General features: G+C 71.1%; 10 protein-coding genes. 5 read left to right on the top strand and 5 right to left on the bottom strand.

The genetic code is table 11. The annotated features are described in order from the left end of the window. Window positions 1–14 precede the first annotated feature (14 nt). The 3 genes from HZB25_09950 (at window position 15) to HZB25_09940 (ending at window position 5105) form a co-directional block, all read left to right on the top strand. Window positions 15–1142, top strand: coding sequence for a glycosyltransferase family 4 protein (locus HZB25_09950; GenBank protein ID MBI5837556.1), 1128 nt, complete (start codon window positions 15–17; stop codon window positions 1140–1142). Next, a complete protein-coding gene (locus HZB25_09945; GenBank protein ID MBI5837555.1) occupies window positions 1139–3583 on the top strand; it encodes a hypothetical protein in 2445 nt (814 codons plus the stop codon). The genes HZB25_09950 and HZB25_09945 overlap by 4 nt, the downstream gene beginning before the upstream one ends. A gap of 178 nt (window positions 3584–3761) precedes the next feature. Next, window positions 3762–5105 carry a glycosyltransferase gene (locus tag HZB25_09940; GenBank protein MBI5837554.1) on the top strand — a complete coding sequence of 448 codons (1344 nt, stop codon included), beginning with the start codon at window positions 3762–3764 and terminating at the stop codon, window positions 5103–5105. Window positions 5106–5483: 378 nt separating this feature from the next. Here the strand turns inward: HZB25_09940 and HZB25_09935 are convergent, their stop codons facing one another. The 4 genes from HZB25_09935 to HZB25_09920 form a co-directional block, all read right to left on the bottom strand. After that, window positions 5484–6584, bottom strand: a complete 1101-nt coding sequence (locus tag HZB25_09935) for a hypothetical protein (protein MBI5837553.1) — start codon at window positions 6582–6584, stop codon at window positions 5484–5486. Window positions 6585–6847: 263 nt separating this feature from the next. Beyond that, the gene (locus HZB25_09930; protein ID MBI5837552.1) at window positions 6848–7543 is read right to left on the bottom strand and encodes a PEP-CTERM sorting domain-containing protein; all 696 of its coding nucleotides are present in this window, start codon (window positions 7541–7543) and stop codon (window positions 6848–6850) included. 220 nt (window positions 7544–7763) lie between these two features. Further along, a complete protein-coding gene (locus HZB25_09925) occupies window positions 7764–8231 on the bottom strand; it encodes a YbaK/EbsC family protein (protein ID MBI5837551.1) in 468 nt (155 codons plus the stop codon). A 205-nt stretch (window positions 8232–8436) separates the two neighbouring features. Further along, entirely contained in the window at window positions 8437–10638 is a 2202-nt protein-coding gene (locus tag HZB25_09920; protein MBI5837550.1) for a S9 family peptidase, read from the bottom strand. A gap of 183 nt (window positions 10639–10821) precedes the next feature. On the opposite strand from HZB25_09920, the gene HZB25_09915 reads away from it, so the two are divergent. Both HZB25_09915 and HZB25_09910 read left to right on the top strand, forming a co-directional pair. Continuing rightward, window positions 10822–12423 carry an insulinase family protein gene (locus tag HZB25_09915; GenBank protein MBI5837549.1) on the top strand — a complete coding sequence of 534 codons (1602 nt, stop codon included), beginning with the start codon at window positions 10822–10824 and terminating at the stop codon, window positions 12421–12423. Further along, complete coding sequence (locus tag HZB25_09910) at window positions 12423–14567, top strand: insulinase family protein (GenBank protein ID MBI5837548.1); 2145 nt, start codon at window positions 12423–12425, stop codon at window positions 14565–14567. Before HZB25_09915 ends, HZB25_09910 begins: the two co-directional genes overlap by 1 nt. 149 nt (window positions 14568–14716) lie before the next feature. On the opposite strand, the gene HZB25_09905 is transcribed toward HZB25_09910, so the two are convergent. After that, window positions 14717–16744 carry a tetratricopeptide repeat protein gene (locus HZB25_09905; protein ID MBI5837547.1) on the bottom strand — a complete coding sequence of 676 codons (2028 nt, stop codon included), beginning with the start codon at window positions 16742–16744 and terminating at the stop codon, window positions 14717–14719. Window positions 16745–16820: the final 76 nt, after the last annotated feature.

Below are 16820 nucleotides of genomic sequence, written 5' to 3'. Positions count from 1 at the left end.
GGGATCCCGCGCTCATGAAGATCCTCTATCTCAACAACTACCCCATGGACGAGGCATGGAGGTTGTGGGAGGCGGGGAAGTACCCGGGGAACCACCTCTTCGGCACGACCCACCTGGGCCGGCACGGCATCGAGGTCCGGATCGCTCCCTATCGCGTGCACACGTGGCTGGCGTCCCTGGGCAGGTGGTTGCGGCTCGGGGACCTGGACCAGCAGTACCGTGCCCTGTTCAGCGGATGCGACCTGGTCTACTCGGCCTGCCAGGGCGACACCCTGGGGCTGGCGATGCTCCGGTCCGCGGGGCTCCTCCGCCGTCCGCTCGTGGCGACGGTCCACGCGCCCTTTCGCCCGGGATTGGAGCGCTGGGTCGCCCGCGCTCCTTACTCGAGGGGGCACGACCAACTGATCTGCCTGGGCCCCGCCGTCGAACACCACATGCGCGAGGTGATCGGGTTTCCGCGGGAGCGGCTCCACATGATCCCCTGGGGAGTGGACTTGGACTTCTATCGGCGCGAGTTCCTCTCGGAGCCTCCGTCGGGCCCGCTGCGAATCCTCAGCGCCGGCAAAACGGCCCGCGACCACGAGACCCTCGTCCGCGCCGTGGACGGGATCGCCTGCGAGCTCACCCTGGTGACGTCCGGGAGACACGCCCCACCCCGCGGCTCGTTGCCCTCCAACGTGCGGGTGATCGCGGGGCCGGGAGATGAATTCGCACTCACTTACCCGGAGCTCATCGCGGCCTACCAGCGGGCCCACGTCGTGGCCGTTCCGCTCCTCGCGATGCGGCATCCAAGAGGGCAGACGGGAGGGACGAGCCTCCTGGAGGCCATGGCGATGGGCCGCCCGGTCCTCGTCACCCGCACCGAGCTGATGCCGCTCGACATCGAGAGCGAGGGGGTCGGCCTGTGGGTCGGGCCGGGAGACGTGACCGGCTGGCGGCACGCGATTCGCCGCCTGTTGGACGACCCCGGGGAGGCCCGGCGCATGGGTTCGCGCGGCCGGTGGCTGTGCGAAACCCGGTACAACATGGAAGAATTCGGCGCGCGTCTCGCCGGCGTGCTGTGGCAGGCCCTGCCGCGGAGGGGCGGCGCGCCCCCGGGCCGGCCCCGGCCGCAACCGGATGACAGCCGAGGGCGGCCGTGAGCGGGACCCGGGCCGATGGGCTCCGCCCGTTGCGGACCCACTGGCGGGTCCTGGTCGTGAACTGCGTGCTGTGTGCCGCCACGGGTCTGGCGCTCGCGTATCTTCTGCCGAAGCGGTACACCGCCCGCGCCTCGATCCTGCCGCCCAGGGAAGAACAGACCGGCCTGAGCGCTTCCGGCCTGGTGCGGGGCCTGGATCTTCCCGGAGTGCAGCTTCCGGCGCCTGTTTCCCCGACCGAGATGCTCCTGCCGGCGCTCGAGAGTGAGCGACTCCGGGCCGCGGTGGCCCGGCGATGCGACCCGCGCCGGGTCTACGGCGTGCGTGACTCGCTGGACGCGCTGGAGCGGCTGCGGAAGAAGAGCGTCTTCAAGGTGACGCCACGCAATCTCCTCGAGATCGAAGTGGTCGCGCCCAGCGCCCGGGACGCGGCGGCCCTGGCGGATGCCTACGTAGTCGAGCTCGACGGGCTGCTGCGGGGCCTGCGCGCGTCCCGCGCACGCCAGGCCCGGATGGCCCTGGGGCGCCGGCTCGGGGAAACCCGGGCCCGGCTGGACAGCATCGGGAGCGGGCTGGCCGACTACCTGCAGACCCACCACGCGGCGGCCTCGGACCTGCGGGGCGCGGCGGGGGGCGGGGGTGCCGGTGCGCTGGCGGCGGAGCAGGTGGCCCTGCGAGCCCGGCTCCGATGGGTCCGGGGCTACGCCGCGGACAGCAGCCGGGAGGTGCGCGATCTCGCGGGTCGCCTGGCGGCGCTGGAGCGCGTTCTGGACCGGCTGCCCCCGCAGGCGACCGAAGCCGCCCGTGCCATGCGCGATCTCGTCGCGGGGGAGCGGGCATTCGCCTTCCTGGCCGCCCAATACGAGGGCGCCCGGCTCGAGGAAGCCAGGGATCTCCCCGCGCTCGTGGCCCTCGATGCGCCGGCACCGCCACGCCGTCCGTCGTGGCCCCGCGCCCGCCACTTCGTCGCTGGTGCGCTGCTCGTCGCACTCATCGCGGGCGCGGGCTGGGCCGCGGCCGCCGCAGGTGCGGCAGGAGGTGCGGCGAAGGCCGCAGCGGCGCGCGCCGCGACACCCTGGCGGACCCTGGCGGGGCTGGGACTGGCCGAGGCCGCGCTGCTCGCAGTGGGCGCGCGGTTCGGGTGGCTGCCCGCAGTCCTGGTCGCCCTGGCGGCGGCGGTGCTGTGGCGGATGGGGCCGGACCTTCGCTGGCCGTTCGTCATGGCCCTCGGTGCCGGCGTGTTCACGGTCTACGGCGGCGGTCAGCTCACGCGCGAGCTGTCCATCGTGACCTTCTTCGGCGTACTCGCGGGCGCCCTGGGGCTCCGCGAGTACGCCCTCCGCGGGTGGAGCCTCTCCCGCAATCCGCTCACGATGGTGCTCGCCGGATGGATCCTGGTGGCGCTCTACGGCGCGGCGCTGGGAGTGGTCCGCGAGAACTCGCTCAAGTACCTGGGGATCGACATGTCGGGCTCCTTCGGCATCCTGACGGCGCTGCTGGCGCCCTTGTGGCGTGCGCGTCGGCGCGCGTTCCTCGCGTTCCTGGGAGCCTTCACATTCCTCTCCTACGTCAGCGCCGCGTACGGCCTGGTGGCCTTCGTCCGCTACAGGCGTCGGATCGGGGATGCCTGGTTCGGGCCCCTGCCGGCGATGGGAGCCCTGCTCCTGGTCTCGGTCGCGGCCCACGCGCCCCACCGGGGGGTACGCTGGGCCGCCCTGCTGCTGATCCCGGTGCTGCTGCTGCACCAGTTGCTTTCGTTCACCCGGGGATACTGGCTGGGTTTCCTGGCCGGTCTCCTCACGGTGCTCGTGGTGATCGTGGCCGGCAGCCGCGACCGGGGGCGGGCCGCCCTCAGGGCGGCCGGGGTGGGGCTGGCCCTGGGACTGCTCGCGGCGGGGTCATTCCTGGCGGCCCAGCAGCTCGCGGGAGGGGACCTGGCGGCTTCGGTGGGTTCCCGCTTTGGATCCAGCTTCACCACCGAAGCAGGTACCGCCACCATGTCCAACATCGTCCGCCTGGCCGAATGGGGCGTCGCGATCGAACAGATTTCGCAGCACCCCCTGATCGGTCATGGGGCGGGGGCCACGCTCTCGGTGAAGGACCCGTTTGTCGGGTTCCGCAACGAAGCGCCGTACATACACCAGATGTACCTGTTCGAGTGGTTCAAGTATGGGCTGGCCGGGCTCATCGCGCTGCTCCTCCTGTTCTGGGCCTTCGGCCGGGCCGGTTGGCGCGAGGGACTTGCCGCGCCGACGTGGGAGCGGCGCGCCGTGGGCACGGCGGTGCTTGCCAACACGCTGCTCATGGCCGTCGTGTGCACTTCCAATTTCACGCTCAACCTGGTCTTCGCGGGACCACCGCTGGCGTTCCTGTGGGGGCTGCTGCTCCCGGTGGACGGGCCCGAGGGGCGGAGTCGAATCGAGTGGCAGGGGGAGGCGTCCTGACCCGACGGCATCCCGGTGCGGCTTGCGACGGGGCATGGTGATGGGATAGGATGCCGATGCCAGCGCAGTTTCGGCCGACCCTCCCTTGCCTGCAATGCGCGCCCGCCGCCGCCGGCGCCGTGAAGCGCGGCCAGTTCGGTCATCCCGTGCACGTTCGATCCGGCAAGGACGGCACCCTGTGAAGATCGCCCTCCTGACATTTCGCTACCCCCATCCCCCCGATCGCGGCGACCGCATCACCGCCCTGGGGCTGCTGAAGGTCGCCTCCCCGAAGCACCGTTTCCATGTGCTCGCGCAGTGTCAGCACGCTCCGGCTCCCGCCTCCGAGCGGTACATGCGTGACCTCGGGGTTGATATGCGGACGGTGCGGCTCGCCCGGGAGCGGTCCACGGTCCAGATGGTCCTGGCCCTCCCCGGGCGGGATTCGTTTCAGCTCGCCTACTTCCGAAGCCGGGCCTTCGAGGCGGCGGCGCAGGACCTGGACGCGCGCGGCCCCTTCGATTGCGTGATCGCGCACGCGGTCCGCATGCTGCCCGCCGCCCGTCTGGTGCGCGCCCGGAGGCGGATCCTGCTGGCCGTGGACTGCCTGTCCATGGCCATGCGCCGGATGGCCGAGTGCAGTCGCGGTCCGGTGCGCTGGCTGGCCGCCGAGGAGGCGAAGAGGCTGGCGCGCGCGGAAGCGCTCGGGGCGGAATGGGCGGACGAGGTGTGGCTGATCTCCGACGTGGACGCGGCGGAATTCCCCACCCCCCTGCGACACAAGGTGCGGGTGGTCCGGCAGGGCATCAATGTCGGGCTGGATCCGCGGCTGGGATGGCAGCCGGATGGCCGGACGCTGCTGTTCGTGGGGCGCCTGGACGTGCGCCACAACATCGCGGCCGTCCAGAGGCTGTGTCGGGAGATCCTGCCCCGGGTGCGGCGGGAGGCGCCGCGTGCCCGGGTGCGGATCGTCGGGGCGTCCCCGGCGCCGGCGGTGAAGGCCCTGGCATTCATCCCGGGGGTCGAGGTGGCCGGTCGGGTCGAGGACCTCCAGCAGGAGTATGTCCGGGCCGCCGCGATGGTGGTGCCGCTCACGTTCTCTAGCGGGATGCAGAACAAGATCCTCGAGGCGGCCGCCGCGGGGCTGCCGGTGGTCACTACCACGAACGGGGCGGCGGGCCTTGGGCCCACCCTGGGCGCACGGGTGACCGTGGCGGATTCCAGCGACGCGATGGCCCGGGCCGCGCTGAGGATCCTGGCGCACCCGGGGGAATTCCTGGCGCTCGCGGGGCGCGCCAAGCAGGCGGCGTGGGAGGGCTTCCGGTGGGAGAACTTCCTGGATGCGCTGAATCGCCCCATGGCGGTGCCATCGGGAGGGAATCCGCCGGGCGCGGTGGAGAGATGGGGACCCGCTACCGGGGGCGCACCCGCGGAAGTCTACCTGCCCAGCGGTCGGACATCCCCGATCACCCGGACGTCCACGGCGAAGCCCTCGATCGAGTCCGGCACCCTCTCCAGCTCCGGGGTGCGGCGCGACACGTAGACCACGATTACGGCCCGGCCGCCGCTCTCACCCTGGCCCGTGCCCTCCACGCCCGGGATCGCCATGAGTTCCGGGGTGTGGTCCTCCAGCACCTTCTCAATGGGACGATCCGGCACTCGCAAGGTGCCTCCTTTCGGCGTGGCTGATCGGCCGCCGCATCCGGCTGCCGACAGGGCGAGGGCCAGCGCGATCGTGGCCAGCGCCCGCAGGGGCAGCGGGGGCCTCGTCGCGCCGGGTGCGGCGGGGGCGAAACCGCGGCGTGGTGCGGCGACAACAAACGAGGGAGGCCGCCGGCGGGAGGCCTCCCTCGTCTCCATGCTTGCGCTCCGTTCTCTTGCGGTGCGCGGGGCCGGCGCGGCGCGCCGGCCCCCGCTTCCGCTACTGGTTGCAGACCGTCGCGCTGAAGCGCGACAGCACGTTGCTGATCACGTTGGAGAACGACGCCTGCGAGCTGCCGGCGAAGCACAGCCCCACCGGGTTGTTCCCGCTCTGGGTCACCATCAGGGAGCCGGAGTCGCCGGAACGGATGAACTTGCCCGGGGTCTGGATCTGCCCGACGAACGTGGCCGTGCCGCCCGTGTAGCCCACGCGGATGGTCACATTGATCGCCTGAATGCTGCCGGTGGTTAGCCCGCTGGTGCGGCCGGTCTTCTTGACCGCCAGCCCCACGCTGGGTGCGACCACCGTGGATGATGGCGTGTAGCCGCCGGCCTCGGCGCAGGTGTACGCCAGGCCCGAGATGGGCTGGGCGATGGCCGCGTCGATGGTGTTGTTGGACGAGAAGCTGATCGCCTGGAAGTCGGTCAGCGTGGCGATCTGCGGCGTCTGGGCGCACTGCGGCCTGGCGTCGTAGCGGCCCGGCGCGTCAATGCGTTCGCCCTTGGCGGCGGCGTTCTGGCGCGCGAACACGTGGTTGTTGGACAGGAAGTACTTCACCCCGCCCTTGAGCACCACGCAGCCCAGGGTCCCGGAGGCGCACTCCTTGTCGTTGCCGGTCGAAGTGCCCATCTGCAGCGTCGCCGCGGCGGCCGCCACGGTGCCCCCGCCGCCCACGTACGGGGCCACGCCGCCGCCCTTGGAGACCACGGCGTCGTCGTCCTCGTAGGCGCGCACGTCACCCACGTACCGGAGGTCCACCGGGACGCCCTTGATGCTGGTCGGAACGCCGCCCACGATGGCCTTGCTGGTGTACACCACGATCGCCGGCGCGCCGTTCCAGCTCGCCCCGGTGCCGGTGCCCACCACGCCCGGGATGCTCATCAGTTGCTCGGTGTTCTCGTCCTGCAGCTGCATCACCATGGCCACGTGCGCGGGATTCTGCACCGAGAGGCCGGTGCGCGGCAGCGGCTGCGGCGCATCGGGAGCGGTGAGCCCCGCGCCCGGCCGGGTCGAACATCCCCAGCTCAGGAGCGCGGCCAGCGTCAGCAGGCAAAGGGCGGCGAGAAGAATGGGGCGGGAGCGGAGTTGGCTGCGGTGCATCGGTGCCTCCGGGGTCGAAGGGGGGTTTCCACCGTGAGGGCCGTCCAGTGAACCGCCGCCGGCATGCCGGTCCGCGAATTGGCCCTCGCATCCGAAATGGGGTTCCAGAGAGGCTAGTCCTGAGAGAGGGCAGGGTCAATTGGAATCGCGTGGATTTCGAGGGGAGGTGCGGGAGAGGGACGGATGGTGCGCCGGGGCACGCGAAGGGCCCCGCCGTTTCCGGCGGGGCCCCTGGGGGCACGCGCATGTCGCTCCGGAATCGCCTAGCGGTCCTTGCGCAGCTTCGCCGCCAGCGGAACCAGGCCCAGGGCCAGCAGCAGCATCGTGCCGGGCTCGGGCACCGCGCCGCCGGCCTCGGTCAGGCCGGCCACGGCGTCAATCTCCGCATCCCCGTCGGCGTAGTAGTAGTCCGGGTTGGGGTTGCCGGGGTTGCCCCAGGCCACCGAGGCATAGCGGAAGGTCTGGCCCGACTGGGCGGTCCACACGGTGGTCCAGCCGTCGGCGATGTTGGGGTTGCCCGACCAGCCCTCATCGTAGAGCACGTCCAGCTTCGCCTCGGTCCAGGAGAGCAGGTCGTTCGAGAGGTACACGTCGTACTCGAACGACTCCGGGCCCACCGGGCCATGGTCGATGATCGGGAACACCACCAGCTTGTTGGCCTGGCCCTGCAGGTCGAACCACAGGCCGGTCAGCACGTTCGCCACGGAGCCACCGGAATCGTGGATCCAGTTCCAGTCCCGGGCGTCGCCGTAGCCGCCGAAGCTGCCGGTCAGCGTGTAGTTGTAGGTGGTGGGATCGTAGGAAGTCCCGCCGTCTTCCGAGCCCTGCAAGTACTTCCCGTAGACCAGCCCGGACGGGTCGGTGAACGTGCCGTTGATGATGGTCACCGCGTCTGCGGGACCGGAGGCCACGGCGAGGGCCAGCAGCAGGGCAAGCATGGGGAGAAGTGGTTTACGCATGGGGGGCCGCCTTTCTCCGATATCTCTCAAGCGTTGTGTGGGTTCTGCGGGCCCTGCCGGGAGGCGGCCAGCCCCGGGGCCCCATATGTTCTTGAACGTATACTTTAGTCTACCGACAAAGGCGAGTCAAGCAGAATCGTAAAGCTGACCGGGTTCCTGGTCCCCAAGCCGGAGCCCGGGCGGCCGGGGAAACCCGCCCGGGCCCTTGCGGATTCAGGACTTACGCGTGCTGCAGCGACGGCATCACCTCCGGGCGGACCAGCCGGGCAAAATCGCTGTACGCCAGCTGGATCACCTCGGTGTGTGATCCCGCGTTGAACACGATGTCGCGGTTCTCCGCGAGGCTCTCCTCCACGTAGACCGGGAGCCCGTAGAGGTTGCCGAACGGAGGCATGGCCCCGGGTTCGCAGTCGGAAAAGAGGATCTTGAAGTCGGCCTCGCTGGCCAGTTCCACCCGGTGGGACCGGGAGCTGCGGCGCAGCACGTCGAGGTCCACCTTGTGGTTGGCCGGAAGCACCGCCATGGCCATGCGGCCGTCGAGCTTCACCATGACGGTCTTGGCCATTACCTTGCCGGGCACGTGCGCGGAGGCGGCGATCTCCTGGGCCGTAAACGCCTGTGAGTGGGACACGCTGACGTAGCGGACGCGGTTCTCGTCCAGGTAGGCACGGAGGCGGGTGGCGGGCATGGCGACCTCCTGCGTTCCGCTCCGGGGGCCGGGGAGGAGTTCTCCCGGGCCCGCCCGGTGCGATTTCGGCATCCCGCGGGGCGGGACATCGCGCTCGGTCGGCGGTCGCGGCGGGGTGGCCGCGGCCCGAACTGGCATCCGGAGTATGTCTTTATCATCGCGCCGCCGGGGCGGCGATGCAAGCGCGGTTGCGGCCGGCGCGCCGCTAGCGCGTCGGCAGCTCTCGCTGCAGCTTCTTCTCCGCCACCGGGCGGTACTTCACACCCAGTTCCTTGAACAGGAACGCGTACACGTCCACCTCCTGCTCCACGCGCTCGCTGCGGGAGCTGCCGATGCCGTGCCCCGAGTTGGCGCTGGTGCGCAGCAGCACGGTGGTCCCCGGGGAGGCCGCCTGCAGTCGCGCGGTCATCTTGCGCGAGTGGGCCGGGTCCACCCGGGGGTCGTTCTCGCCGGTCAGGAACAAGGTCGCGGGGTAGCTCGCGCCATCCCGGACGTGGTGATAGGGCGAGTAGGCGTGGAGCGCCCTGAACTGCTCCGGGTCTTTCACGGTGCCGAACTCGGTCACGTTGAATGCCCCGTTGGGGGAGAGCTCCACGCGCAGCATGTCGTAGATCCCCACGTGCGACACCACCGCCTTCATCAGCTCCGGGTGCTGCGTGAGCACCGCGCCCATCAGCAGACCGCCGTTGCTGCCGCCCTCCAGCGCCAGTCTCCGGGGATGGGTGTACTTCGCCTCGGCGAGGCGCTTCGCGCAGGCGGCGAAGTCGTCGAACACGTGCTGCTTCTGCACCAGGTTGCCGGCGGTGTGCCAGTCCTCCCCGAACTCGGAGCCGCCGCGGATGTTGGCCACCGCGTACACGCCGCCCTGTTCCACCCACGCGCGCACCATGGTGCTGAAGTGCGGGGTCATGTTGATGCCGTAGCCGCCATAGCCGTAGAGCAGCGCGGGGTTGCGGCCGTCGCGCTTCGCGCCCTTGCGGAGCAGGATGCTCATGGGCACCCGCGTGCCATCCCTGGACACGGCGTATTCGCGCACCACCTCGCAGTCCCGGAAGTTCGCGGGGGAGGTGCGGAACAGCGCGGTCTTGACCGGGGTCGTGGCGGCGGGGGAGAGCCGGTACCACGCGGGGGGATCGAGGTACGACTCGTTGCGGAACAGGATTTCGTCCCCGGAGAGACGGGTGAGCCCATCCACGGCGGAGACCGGCAGGATCGGCACGCTCCCGAGCCGTGCGCCGTCCAGCCCGTGCACGTCCAGCCGCGACGGCCCGCCCAGGATGCCGACCACGTGGATGCGGGTCGCGGTGGCCTCGAACTCGGTGATCGCGGCCTCGCCTTCGGCCACCACCGGTTCCGCGTCGGCCAGGGTGCCCGCGCCCGGCGCCAGGCGCAGCAGGCGGCCGCGGGGCGCCCCTTCGCGGGAGAGCAGGTACAGGTTCCCGTCGCCCCCGAACTTCACCACGGGGACCTTCTCGCCGTACTTCACGATCTGCTTCCACGTCCCGTCGGGCCCGAGCAGGTAGTGGGCGTAGTCGCCGCCGTCGCCGTTCTCCACGCTGGCCAGCACGAACCGCCCGTCGTCGGAGGACTGCAGCGCCACCTCGGCGATCCGCGGGAAGTCGTGTCCGATGCTGTAGGTGTCGCCGCCCTCGCGGGTGCCGAGCTTGTGGAAGTAGACCTGCTGGTAGAAGTCCAGGTCCTCCTTCGGGCGCTCGCCCTCCTTCGGGTAGCGCGTGTACCAGAAACCCGTGGCGTCCTCGTTCCAGGCCAGGCTGCCGCCGGCGGTGCCGCCGTTCACCCGCGGGATCACATCCTCCAGGGCCTTGCCGGACTCCACGTCGTAGAGATGCACGGTGCCGCTCTCGCTGCCGCCCTCGGACAGGGACACGGCCACCAGCCGGCCGTCGCGCGAAGGCACGTACCAGTCGATGGAAGTTCCGCCCTTCGGGTCGAGCAGGTTGGGGTCCACCACCGTGCGCGTGGAACGGGCGTCATCCACCGAGCCCAGCGTGACCAGGAAGGGCTGCTGCAGCGGAGGCTCCGACTTGATGGCGAACAGCCGCCCGCCCCGCTGGCTCAGCTCGTAGTGGTCGGGTGAGGAGGCCCGGTCGAGTTCCGTGATCCGCTTGCGGATGGCGCGCACGGAGGGCAGCCGGTCCAGCACCGAGCGGGCGTGGCGGTTCTGGCCGTCGCTCCAGGTCCTGACCTCCGGGCTGGCGATGTCCTCCAGCCAGCGGTAGTCCTCGGTGACGCCCGCGCCGTGGAAGACATCGGTGACGGGGCGTTTCTCGGCGCGGGGTGCGGGGGCGCCGGACGGTCGGGCGGCGAAGCCCATGGAGGCGGAAGCGCTCGCGGTGGCCAGCGCGAGCACGAGCGCCAGCCCAAGTGCGGACAGGGAACGTTGCATTCAGCTCTCCTTCCTGGATCCGGGGGGCCGGGCAAGTGGCGGCACGGCGCGAGTCTAGCGGATCGGGCCCGGGTGTCTACGGGCTCCGGCCGGGAGGCCGGTTTGCCGCCGGGCCGGGGCCCGTGCCATACTCCGGCCGCCCTTCCTCGAAGACGATGTACCGAACCTTTTCACGGAGGAGACATGCCCAACAGGGTCCAATGGCCCGGATTGCGCGGCATCGCGGTGTGGGGGCTGGTGGCGGGGCTGCTGGCGCTCGCCCCGGCCGCCCGCGCGGCGGCCAAGCCCGCGCCGGCCCGTCCCGGCGCCCCCGCCCCGGTCCGCACGGGTCTCGAGGCGATCGAGAAGCAGGTGAAGGAATTCACCCTGGCCAACGGCTTCAAGATGATCGTCCTGGAGCGCCACGACGCGCCTATCTTCAGCTTCGTGACCATGGTGAACGCCGGCTCGGCCAACGAGAACACCGGCACCACCGGCCTGGCGCACATGATGGAGCACATGGCATTCAAGGGCACCCCCACGGTCGGCACCTCCGACTACTCGAAGGAGAAGCCGCTCATGGATGCGGTCGAGAGCGCCTGGCAGGGCGTGCTGGCCGAGCGACGCAAGGGCTATCGCGCGGACAGCACCCGGATGGCGGCGGCCCAGGCGGCCTTCAAGGACGCGCAGGAGGCCTCCTTCAAGTACGTGGTGTCCAACGAGTTCTCCAAGATCCTGGAGCGCAACGGCGTGCAGGGCATGAACGCCTACACCGCCGACGATGTCACCGCCTATCACTACAGCCTGCCCTCCAACCGCCTCGAGCTGTGGGCGATGCTGGAGGGGGACCGGATGGCCAACCCCACGTTCCGCGAGTTCTACAAGGAGCGCGACGTGGTCTACGAGGAGCGGCGCATGCGCACCGAGTCCTCGCCCATCGGCCGTCTGATCGACGAGTTCATCCACGCGGCGTTCGTGGCGCACCCGTACGGCTTCGGCGGGATCGGCCACCCCTCGGACCTCAAGACCTTCAGCGCCGCGCAGGGCGCGGACTTCTACAAGAAGTACTACGTGGCGAAGAACATGGCCTGCGCCATCGTGGGCGACGTGAAGTTCGAGGACGTGCAGAAGTACGCGCAGCAGAACTACTCGGTGCTTTCCGACGCGCCGGTGCCCCCGGGACCGGACACCCAGGAGCCGCCGCAGTCGGCCGAGCGGCGCGTGATCCTGGAGGACCCCGCGCAGCCCATCGTGGTGATCGGCTGGCACATCCCCGCGGTCACCGACCCCTCCTTCACGGCGTACGAGGCCCTGGGCAGCCTGCTGGGCGGTGGCAGCTACTCGCGCCTGAACAAGGTGCTGGTCAAGGAGAAGAAGATCGCGGTGCAGGCGCAGGCGTTTCCGGGCTTCCCGGGCAACAAGTATCCCAGCCTGTTCGGCATCCTGGTGGTGCCCGCCGCGGGGCAGGACCCGCTGGCGGTGGAGAAGGCCGTCTACGACGTCATCGACGAAGTCATGACCAGCAAGCCCTTCACCCAGGAGGAGCTGGACGGCTACAAGGTCCGCACGCGGGCCCAGATGGTGGGCTCGGCGGAGTCCCGCGAGGACCTGGCCTCGGAGCTGGCCCAGGCCCAGACGCTGTTCGGCGACTGGCGCGAGTTCTTCCGCCAGGCCGAGCGGGTTCAGGGGCTGACGGTCCAGGACCTCACCGACGCCATGAAGCGCACCATGGTCAAGAGCAACCGCACCGTGGGACTGATCGTGAACGCGAAAACCGAGACGGCCTCGGGCGGGGGGCAGAAGTGATGACGACGAGCTTCCGTAGAATCGCGCCGGCGCTGGCCACCGTGGTGGCGGCCGCGGCGCTCGCGGTCGGGACCGCGGCCGGTGCGGGGGATCCCCGCACGCTGGCGATCCCGCCGCTGAACCCGATCCAGACGTTCCAGCCCGAACGCTACGTGATGCCCAACGGCATCGTGGTCTACCTGCAGGAGAACCACGACCTGCCGCGGGTGACCGCCACCGCGTACTTCAAGTCCAGTTCCGCGTGGTCCCCGGCCGAGAAGGCCGGGCTGGCCAGCGTGGTGCCCGCGGTGATGCGCCGCGGCGGCAGCACCACGCACTCCGGCGACTGGCTGGACGACCGCCTGGGCGCCCTGGGCGCGTCCATCGGCGCGGGCGTCGGGGCCGACAACGCCTCGGCCAGCTGGCGCTGCCTCACCGAGAACACCGCCGAGGTGTTCGGCCTGGCGGCGGAGATCCTCCAGGCCCCGGCGTTCCCCGAGGACAAGATCGAGTTGCAGCGGGTGGCCGTGCGCCGGGGCATCGCGTCGCGCAACGACGAGATGCTCAGCGTGCTCACCCGGACCGCGCAGCAGGCGATCTTCGGCAAGGAGAGCCCGTACGCGCAACAGCCGGAGTACGCCACGGTGGATGCCATCACCCGCGACGACTGCGTGAAGTTCCAGCAGCTGTGCTTCGCGCCGGAGCGGATGATCCTCGCGGTGTACGGCGACTTCCGCTCCGCCGACATGAAGAAGATCCTGAATGGGAAGTTCGGCGCGTGGAAGAAGAGCGGGCTCACCCCGCCGGCCATGCCTGCCATGCCGGTGCTGGGGCCGAAGCGCGTGGTGTTCGCGCCCAAGGACGACGTCACCCAGTCGGGCATTATCATGGCCCACCTGGGATTCAGGATCCTGGACGCGCCGGACTATTCGGACATGGACGTGCTGGAGAACGCGCTGGGCGGGGGTTTCCAGTCCCGGCTGCTCAACGTGATTCGCACCCAGCGCGGGCTGGCCTACGCCGCGGGCGCCGGCGCGGGCAGCGGCTACGCCCGTCCCGGCGTGTTCATGGCCTACACGCTCACGCGCAACGACTCCATCATGGTGTCCGCGGACCTCATGCGCACCGAGCTGGAGAAGGCGGTGCGCGAGCCGTTCACCGACGACGAGGTGAAGATCGCGCGGGAGTCGCAGCTGAACTCCTTCGTGTTCAACTTCGCCGAGCCTTCGGCGGTGATGTTCCGCTCGGCATTCTACGAGCTGGTGGGATACCCCAAGGACTTCCTCACCACCTACCAGAAGGGGCTGCAGGGCGTCACGCCGGCGACCATGTTCGAGGCCGCCAAGCGCCACATCCACCCGGACAACCTGGTCACCATCATCGTCGGCCGCGAGAAGGAGTTCGACCGGCCGCTGACCTCGCTGGGCCAGCCGGTGGAGCGCGTGGACATCTCGATTCCGCCGCCGGCCTCGAAGCTCAAGGTGGGCGCGGGCTCGGCGGAGGACGCGACCAGGGGCGCGGCGTGGCTCAAGAAGGCCGCCGACCTGGCCGGGGGCTCCGCCGCGTGGGCGGGAATCAAGACCTGGACCGTCGAGCAGAACCTGACGCTCAGCATGCAGGGCCAGTCCATCCAGCTGGGCGCGCACAGCTCCTGGGCGCTGCCGGACCGCTACCGCCAGGCGATGAAGACCCCCAGGGGCGAGATGACCTCGGGCGTGTCGGCGAAGGGCGGCTGGGCGAGGACGCCCGGCGGCCTGCAGGACCAGCCCGGCGCCATCGAGGATCTCAAGAACGAGTACGAGCGCTCCCTCTTCCGGCTGTTCGGTCACTCCGAGCAGGTGCAGCTGCAGGCGCTCGCCGAAAAGAAGGACCTCGGCGGGAAGAGCTGCGACGTGGCGCTGGCGAAGAGCGAGCTGGTCAAGGACTGGCTGCTGTACTTCGGGCCCGACGGTTCGCTGGCAGGCATGGAGTACATGGGCAAGGGCCAGGGTGGCCCCGCCCGGCACACCGAGATCTACACCGACTGGAAGGCCGTCGGACCCGTGAAGTTCCCCCACGCGGAGAAGGCGCTGATGGATGGCAAGGACTTCATGTCGTCCACCGTAACCGCCGCGCAGGCGAACCCGGCGCTGTCCGACACGCTGTTCACCAAGCCGGCGAAGTAGGGCAGTTCAGTCAGCAGGGATCAGGCGCCCGGGAGGGCGCCGAGCAGTACCAGGCGACCCGGGGCCAGGCAGTGGGCCCCGGGTCGTTGCTGCAGAGCGCAAGCGTCTGCCCGCCGCCCGGACGCGCCGATCCCCCGGACGCGATGCCCTCAGCGCCCGCCCGGGCGGGCAGCGAGGCGCGCCAGCATGCTCCGCGCGATGGTCCGGCTGGGCTCATCGATCCCCAACTCGATGCTCCGCTCCAGGTAGCGCGCAGCCGCCACCGGGTCGTGCCCGTTCTGCACCATCACCGCCCCGCAGCTGAACTGCACCACCGCCGCCCAGGGCATGCGCCGCGCGGCCGATTCCAGGTGCGGCTCCGCCTCCAGGAAGGCGCGGCGCATGACCAGGGTGGTGCCCAGGCCGAAGTGGGACTCGCCCAGCGTGGAGTCGTCCGCCACCGACTCCCGGAACACCTGCTCCGCCTCTCCGTGGCGGCCCAGCTTCTGGTACACCTGCCCCAGCGTGAGCAACGCCCCGGCGCGCCAGTCGGGGCTCAGCGCGTGCCACTCGGGCTCGCGGCGCACCCGCTCGATGAGCGGCGCGACCGCGCCCATGTCCTGGGCATTCAGCGCCCGCTGGATGCGCACGCGGAGGTCCACGAACCCGGGGCTCTCGAACGACCAGCGGTTGGGCTCCACGGTGGGATCGCAGTCCAGCACCACCCGCTCCACGTCCAGGCGTGTCATGGCGCGCTCGTCGATTACGCCCATGGCCAGGCTCGAGTCGGCGTACCAGGCGCGGAGCGCGTCGGAGCCGTGCAACGCCACGAGGCTCATGTTGGGCACCCTCGAGAGCAGCACCTGCGTGCCCGGCTTCAGGGTCGGATAGCGGCCACGCAGCGTGCGCTGCAGCCCGTCCACGAACCCACCCAGGCGGCGCAGGCGCGCCAGCGTCCACACCGAGTCGCCGCCGCTGTCGAACGCCCCCGCGCGCACCCCGTCCGCGGCGGGCCCCGCGAGCAGCAGCAGACCGCCCGCGGCCAGCGCGGGCCAACGCATGTTCCCCAGGAATGCGCCGGCGAGCAGGGCCAGGCCGGCCCCGGCCATCACCGCCAGGTAGGCGCTCCAGCGATGCCCCACCAGGAGCAGCGGCAGCAGGCCCAGCACCAGCCAGCCCGCGCCCAGCAGCGCCAGCGCGGGCAGCCGCGCGCCGCTCCGGGCGGCGGGCGCGCGGCGGGGTTCACGGCCCTTCCTGGCCCTGCCCCCCTGCGCCTGCGCGGACGGGGGAGCCGCGGCCCCGTCCCGCGCGCCACGAGTCGCGGGGAACACCGCCAGCGCGATGGCCCCGCAACCCAGTGCCAGGCCCAGCACGCCGCGCACGAGGTCGGCCGCGGTAGCGGGCACGGCCAGGCCGGCGTCGAGATTGACCAGGGCCAGCAGGCTCAGGGCCAACCCGGAGAGCGCGGACGCGCCGTCGGCGCGCACGTCCAGCACACCCACCGGGGGGGCGCCGGGGAAGTGCCGGAACCACAGCGCGTACGCCACGGCCCAGGCCGCCAACACCGCCAGGTGGGGCAGCGCCCCGCGCGCGGCGGCGCTCCAGCTTCGGCCGGGCAGGGATCGGGAGGCCAGCAGCACCACCAGCGGGCCGGCCGCGGCGGTCTCCTTGCTCAGCAGCGCCAGCGCGGTGGCGAGCACCGCGCCCGCGCGGCGGCCGGACAGGTGCAGCTCCACCGCCGCCGCCACGAAGGTCAGCGCGAACAGATCCTGCGCGCAGGAGGCCCAGCCGGTGAGCACGCTGCCGCCGTGCTGCGCCAGGAACACCACCGCGGCCACCACCCCCGCGCCGGGCGAGGCCAGCCGCGCGGCGATGCGTGCGAGCAGCCACGCACTCACCAGCAGCAGCCCCAGGCTGACCGCGTGGTAGGGCAGGGGGCTGGTGCCGAACAAGGCGCTCATCAACCCCATGTAGGCCTGCCGGGCGAAAGGCCGGTAGTACGACACACCGCCGGTTTCGCCCAGCCAGCGCAGGAAGGGGGTGAAGTGAGCCCCCGAGATAAACGCATAGTCGTCGGCCAGCAGCTGCAGGCGCAGGTTGGGGGCGTACAGCGCCAGGCCGCTGCACAGGGCCAGCGCCAGCGCGGCGCGGGGGCGGGGGACCGGCACGCGGGTGGGGGAAGCGGTGGTTCCGGACATGCCGGAGAGACTAACCGAGCAGGCGCGCGTCGCGCCAGAGCGCCGTGCCGCCGACCGGTTCGACGCGATGCCGTGC

The sequence above is a fragment of the Candidatus Eisenbacteria bacterium genome (assembly GCA_016235265.1).
Lineage (GTDB): Bacteria > Eisenbacteria > RBG-16-71-46 > RBG-16-71-46 > JACRLI01 > JACRLI01.
This window is presented reverse-complemented; position numbering and strand designations above follow the sequence as displayed.